Here is a 5,754-nt window from a genome sequence, read left to right on the forward strand (position 1 = left end):
CAGCCTCATGCAACTGTTCAGGTTTCGAAGACGGCGCGGGAAGGGGCCATGCCAGGCACCGGTCTGCCTTGCGGACGACCAGGATTCTCTCGGCCTCCTTCCCGCCTCCCACCATACACCAATTCGAACACACAGGATTCTCGGGACGGGGCCCGAGAATGACGAAGCGTCGAATGGTGCGCCTTCTCGATCAAGTCGTGGCCGGCCCTCGAGGATCGTGTCGTACACACTGGCGTCCGTTCGCACGCGTGGCGCTTGTCGTCGCGCGCGCCACAGCGGGCGCGGCGGACCGCGCGACCGTCACACCGCCTCGATCGCCGCCATCACGTCGTCTTCGATCGTGATGCCGTCCTTTCGGGCCTTGCGCCTTGCTTCGAGGCCGCGGCGGCCGGGAATGCGGGTGCCGGGCTCCTCGGCGATCGCATCGGCGAGAACGCCGAAGCGCAGGAGCGCCGTGTTGCCGCCCATCGCCGCCGGATCGATCGCCAGGATGAACTGGCCGAGACGCGGCGGGCCGCCCTTGTCGTCGAAGAGCGACGACGCCTCATAGGCGAAGTTCGAGCCGGTCAGACCGGCGGCCAGGAGCTCGACCATCAGCGCCAGCGCAGCGCCCTTGGCGTCGCCGACCGGGACCATGGTGCCGGCGAGGGCGGCGTCGGCGTTCGTGGTCGGATTGCCGTCCCTGTCGAGGGCCCAGCCCTCGGGAATGGCGGCGCCTTTCTGCTTGGCCGCCATCACCTTGCCGCGGGCGACCTTGGAGAGCGACAGGTCGATCACCAGCGGGTCGGCTCCCGGCAGTGGCGCGGCGAAGGCGATTGGATTGGTGCCGAAGAGCGGCCTGGTGCCCCCCCATGCGGCCATCGCGCCCGGCGCATTGGCCATCATCATCGCGATCAGGCCCTTTTCCGCGAAGCGCTCCACCGTGAGGCCGAGAACGCCGGCATGGTGGGAATTGCCGATCGCGGCGACGGCGACACCGGTCTCGGCGACGGCCTCCGCCATCGCTTCGACCGTCAGGTCGAAGGCCGGATAGGCGAAGCCTTCCGCCGCATCGACCTTGAGAAAGGACGGTTTCACCCGGTCGATGATCGGCGTCGCGTGGCCATCGACCTTGCGGGCCTTGGCCTGGGCGGTATAGGCGGCGACGCGGCGAAGCCCGTGGCCGCCCTGCCCCGAGGCCTCCGCGGCGACGAGCGCGCGGGCGACGGAGGCCGCCTGTGCGGGGCCGGTGTCGGCGCGCTGAAAGGCCTCGGCGACGAGGCGCTCGGTTTCACTGATCGAGAGATTTGTCATGCGGAGCGTCCAGCCAGATGCGCGAGAACCTTGTCGGTGGTGACGGCGCCGACCCGAATGTTCGATTCGTCCGTCACGCCGGCAATGTGCGGCGTCAGGATGAGATTGGAAAGACCGGAGAACCTGGCGCCGGCCTCGGCCGTCAGGGGCTCGGTCTCGAAGACGTCGAGGGCCGCTCCACCGAGCTTTCCGTCTTTCAGGGCCGCGCAGAGGGCCGCCTCGTCGACGACACCGCCGCGGGCCGTGTTGATCAGAACCGCACCGGATTTCATCGAGCCGAGCGCCTCGGCGCCCACCAGATGACGGGTCCGATCGGTCAGCGGAACATGCAGGCTGATGACGTCCGACGTCTGCAAGAGCTCGCCGAGTTCGAGCGACTGCGTGCCGGCCCAGGCCGGATCGTCCTTGCCGAGGAAAGGATCGAAAGCGGCGATCTCGAAGCCGAACGGCCTTGCGCGCGTGGCCACCTGCCTTGCGATCGCCCCGTAGCCGACGAGGCCGAGGCGCTTGTCCATCCCCTCGCGGCCCATCATCTCTTGGCGCGGCCACTTGCCGGCGGCGACGTCGGCGCTGCGCGCGTAGGACCCGCGCAGGAGCATCAGCGCCGTCGTCATGACATATTCGGCGACCGCCACGTCATTGGCGCCGGTGGCCGGATAGACCGTGACGCCGCGGGCCTCGCAGGCGGGAAGATCGATATTGTCCAGACCGACGCCGAGCCTGCCGACGCATTGCAGATGCGGGGCATGATCGAGCAACGCCTGCGTCACCTTCGTGCGGTTGCGCACGATGAAGGCGCGCGCATCGCCCAGCGCGGCGGCAAGGTCGTCCGGGCGATCGACGAGATCCGGCCCGTAGAGCGTCTCGTGTTTCTGCCGGATGCGATCGACCGATGCACCGTCCATGAATTCGGAAATGACGACTTCAGCCATTGGTGGCTCCTGGTCTGCGATGGGTCTGGGAGAATGGAACTGGCAGCCGCGTCGGCGGCGGGCCCTTTTTCGCGGCCATGTCGCCTCGGGGTCTTCGGCAGTCCGACGGCGTCAATCATCAACGTCGAAGAAGGGCGGCAAGACACCAAAGCTTCGTCATCCCGGCCTCCGAGCCGGGATCCATGCCTCTGCTCTCAAAATTGGCGACAATTCGGAACAGACAACGTGTCAGCTGCCATGGGTGGAAGGCAGCGTCGACGGTTTGGAATGGCTCCCGGGTCAAGCCCGGGATGAAGAGGCTGTGATGTCTTGGCCGAATCTGTAAGGGCGGCGCGGTCATGGCATGTGTGCCGCTTGCGACGGCTGTCGATCCTGACGACAGGCCTCTGGGTGACGACGCGCTCGGGCCGGCGTCACACCGAGACTTGGTGGCGACCCCAGGGTCGCCACGCTGCTCGCGCCCTCAGGCGCTGCGATAGAGCTTGGTCATCACGAATTCGCGGTGGCCGAGGGCTTCGGCCGCGGTCATCCGGCCGTTGGCGGTGCGCATGATGTTCTCGATCAGCGCGTCGCCGGCCTGATCGATGGTCATGTCGCGGCGCAGGATGCCGGAGACGTCGACGTCCACATGTTCGGACATGGTGCGAACCGTGCGCGGATTGGCGGTGATCTTGATCACCGGCACGATCGGGTTGCCGATGACGTTGCCCTGGCCAGTCGGGAAGGTGTGGATGACATAGCCTGCCGCCGCCATCAGGGTCACGCATTCGGCCGCGGCCGAGGAGGTGTCCATGAAGTAGAGGCCCTTGCCCTTCTGCGGGGCTTCGGCGGGCTCGAGGATGTCGATGAACTTGCACTCGCGGCCGATCTTCTCGAGATTGCCGAGCGCCTTTTCCTCGATGGTCGAAAGACCGCCCTCGATGTTGCCCTTGGTCGGCTGGGATTCCGACAGATCGTTGGTCGCGTGGGCGAAGATCACGTCGTCCTGATAGGCCTTCCACATCTTGTACCAGCGCTCGCCGGTCTCGGCATCGACGGCACGCTCCTTGCAGATATGCTCGGCCCCGGTGATCTCCGAGGTCTCGCCGAAGACGCCGTAGATGCCTTCGGGAATGAGCTTGTCATACATGTTGCCGACGGTCGGGCAGGAGCCGAGGCCGGTGGTCGTGTCGCTCTCGCCGCATTTGGTCGAGATCCACAGCTCGGACACGTCGCATTCGGTGCGCTGCAGCTCGCTCGCCCACTGGACGAAGTCCTTGGCCTTGCGCGAGACGTTCATGATCGTCTTGAGATCGCCGTTCTGCTCGATCGAGAAGGCGGCGACGGGCTTGCCGGTCTCGGCGATGCCGTCGGCAATCTTCTGGGTCCAGCCGGGCTCGATGCCGACGACGATGCAGGCGGCGACGTTTGGGTTCGAGCCGGTGCCGATCATGGTGCGGAAATGCAGGTCGAGATCGGGGCCGAACTGGAGGCGGCCATAGGCATGCGGCAGGGCGAGCGTGCCCTTGATGTTGTTGGCGACGGCTTCGCAGGCGGCGTTCGAAATGTCGTCGACGGGCAGGATGACGACGTTGTTGCGAACGCCGACGCGGCCGTTCTCGCGGCGATAGCCCATGAACTTGCGGTTCGTATTGATCGGCATGGCGGATCTTTCTTCAGAAAAACGGTTGAGGCGAAAGGCGGGTCGGCCCGGCAGCGCCTTCGAGGCGCGCCCGCGGCCGACAACTCACCAGCGATTGGTCTTCAGATTGTGGACGTGGACGTGGCTGCCCTTCGTGACGTCGGCCTTGAAGCGACCGATGTCCTCACCGTACTTGACCGCCGTATCGCCGGACGAAACGTCGGAAAGCGCGATCTTGTGGCCGATCGGCACGTCGTCTTTCGCCGTCAGGCGGAACGAGGAATTGTCGTGGGTGACGACGCAGAGCATGTCGGTGCCAGCCTTCAGGTCCTCGACGACGACGACACCGACATTGTCCTTGTGATCGTGCACCAGTAGCTGCGGGATGCTGCTCATTGAAGGTTTCCTCATCTGTTGTTCGAATTGTGGGGGATGGCGGTGGCCCGGTGAGATGGAAGGCCCTCTCGGCCGACATCGCGATGACGCGCCGTGTCGGCGGATGAAAGTCTTGTATAAGACATAAATTATGATTTAGCGGACCTGTCAAGGGCAGGTGATCCCCGTCGCTGCGACGGGCGCGATTTCGCCGTGAACTTGCGTCCATGAAATGGGTGTGCCGGGAAACGACGCGTGTGAATGCACCCGCCCCGATCGAGGCGCGCGACGCGTTGCTGTTGCGCACGCCTATGCTGCGGTTCGAGTGTCGAGATCTCGTATCGTCGGGAGACCGCAGCATTTCGTAACCCGGAATTGGCGCGACGCCACTATTCGATCCCCCGCAAACAGGGTAGGATAGGTGCGAATACGGCCATTCGACCGGCCCGCCCGATACAGTGCGGCGGTCTAGAAGGTTGTAGGCCTTCCCCCGTTGAAATTTTCAGGCGGGCGACCGCTCGCGAGCGGTTCGACTGCTGTTTTCCATCAATCAGGCTCACCCGGACAGATCATGAGAAAGCAAACCCGGCCGTTCGCGGTCGAGATCAAGCGCGCGAAAGGCTCGGCCCGGCCGTCGCCCTTCCTCGGCCTTGTGAAGGAGGCTCCCGATCCGGGGCCGGGGCGAAAGCCCGACCTGATTGCGATGCCGGTGTCGCAGACGGAGCCCGCCGGTCCGTCACCGCGAATTCTCGAAGCCAGCACGCCCGGCCGCGAACCCGAACAGGCGGCCGAGATCGTCCGGCCGAGACGCGGCCGTCCTCCGAAGACACGCCCCGAGCCGCAGGACGAGACGCCAGCGTCGGCGGTCGCCGCCCCGGTTGCGAAGCCGAAGCCGAAGCCCCGCGCCGCAGAGACGGCTGCTGTGGTCGGCGAAAGCGAGCCGTCTGCGCAGGTGGTCGTCGAAATGCAGGCGCATCGCGCCGGCGGTGACGAGGAGGCCACCGCGCCATCAGCACCGCGTCGGTCCCGCCGCGCCGTCGACGGAAAGCTCGGGGAGCGCTGGAAGCGCCATCTGCCACGCTGGAAACGCTAGAGCATGATCGCGAAAAGTGGCAACCGGTTTTCGGAAAAGATCATGCCCCGACAAGAGGACAGAGCGGGAGGGTGAGCGAAGCTCCAGTGTGCGCGACAGTCTCGTCGAACGGCGTATATCGAGTGCCTGACAGTTTGAGAATGGGCGTCCGCTTTTATCGCGCTCGTCATGCTCGGGCTCCGTCCCGAGCATCCAGTGCGCCGTTTAAGCTTCTGTTGTGTCAAACGTTTCTGGCAACTGTGTTCATTCGAACGCCTTTCTGTCTCTCTGCATGGCGTTGAGAACAGTGAGAAGCTTTCTGGCGACGGCGATTATGCCGACTTTCTTCGATCCCGATCTTTCGGCGACGGCTTGAAAGAAGCTCTTGAAACGGGTGTTTGCGCGAATGGCACCGAGGGCGGCCATGTAGAGAGCTTTGCGCACCCGGCGCCTTCCGCCCT

The 5,754-nt window shown here is 65.2% G+C and carries 5 protein-coding genes and 1 pseudogene; 1 reads left to right on the forward strand and 5 read right to left on the reverse strand.

The features are described 5' to 3' along the window. Positions 1-300: 300 nt before the first annotated feature. The 4 genes from J6595_RS22300 to J6595_RS22315 form a co-directional block, all read right to left on the reverse strand. The gene (locus J6595_RS22300) at positions 301-1,293 is read right to left on the reverse strand and encodes an Ldh family oxidoreductase (protein ID WP_209597950.1); all 993 of its coding nucleotides are present in this window, start codon (positions 1,291-1,293) and stop codon (positions 301-303) included. After that, on the reverse strand, positions 1,290-2,225 hold the full coding sequence (locus J6595_RS22305; RefSeq protein WP_209597952.1) for a hydroxyacid dehydrogenase: 936 nt from the start codon (positions 2,223-2,225) through the stop codon (positions 1,290-1,292). Before J6595_RS22305 ends, J6595_RS22300 begins: the two co-directional genes overlap by 4 nt. Positions 2,226-2,688: 463 nt before the next feature. Then, positions 2,689-3,867, reverse strand: coding sequence for a UxaA family hydrolase (locus J6595_RS22310; RefSeq protein WP_209597954.1), 1,179 nt, complete (start codon positions 3,865-3,867; stop codon positions 2,689-2,691). Between the two features lie 84 nt (positions 3,868-3,951). Continuing rightward, positions 3,952-4,242 (reverse strand): UxaA family hydrolase, encoded by a 291-nt coding sequence (locus tag J6595_RS22315; protein ID WP_209597956.1) that lies wholly within the window; start codon positions 4,240-4,242, stop codon positions 3,952-3,954. 550 nt (positions 4,243-4,792) lie between these two features. On the opposite strand from J6595_RS22315, the gene J6595_RS22320 reads away from it, so the two are divergent. Next, on the forward strand, positions 4,793-5,314 hold the full coding sequence (locus J6595_RS22320; protein WP_209597958.1) for a hypothetical protein: 522 nt from the start codon (positions 4,793-4,795) through the stop codon (positions 5,312-5,314). Between the two features lie 243 nt (positions 5,315-5,557). Here J6595_RS22320 and J6595_RS22325 read toward each other — a convergent pair. Beyond that, positions 5,558-5,754 (reverse strand): annotated as a pseudogene (locus J6595_RS22325) (IS110 family transposase); the annotation flags it as partial.

It is taken from the genome of Jiella mangrovi (assembly GCF_017815135.1).
Taxonomy (GTDB): domain Bacteria; phylum Pseudomonadota; class Alphaproteobacteria; order Rhizobiales; family Rhizobiaceae; genus Jiella; species Jiella mangrovi.

Excerpts from the sequence above, each read along its gene's own strand:
- J6595_RS22300 (WP_209597950.1), bottom strand. The coding sequence starts at position 1,293 with ATGACAAATCTCTCGATCAGTGAAACCGAGCGCCTCGTCGCCGAGGCC.
- J6595_RS22305 (WP_209597952.1), bottom strand. The coding sequence starts at position 2,225 with ATGGCTGAAGTCGTCATTTCCGAATTCATGGACGGTGCATCGGTCGAT.
- J6595_RS22310 (WP_209597954.1), bottom strand. The coding sequence starts at position 3,867 with ATGCCGATCAATACGAACCGCAAGTTCATGGGCTATCGCCGCGAGAAC.
- J6595_RS22315 (WP_209597956.1), bottom strand. The coding sequence starts at position 4,242 with ATGAGCAGCATCCCGCAGCTACTGGTGCACGATCACAAGGACAATGTC.
- J6595_RS22320 (WP_209597958.1), top strand. The coding sequence starts at position 4,793 with ATGAGAAAGCAAACCCGGCCGTTCGCGGTCGAGATCAAGCGCGCGAAA.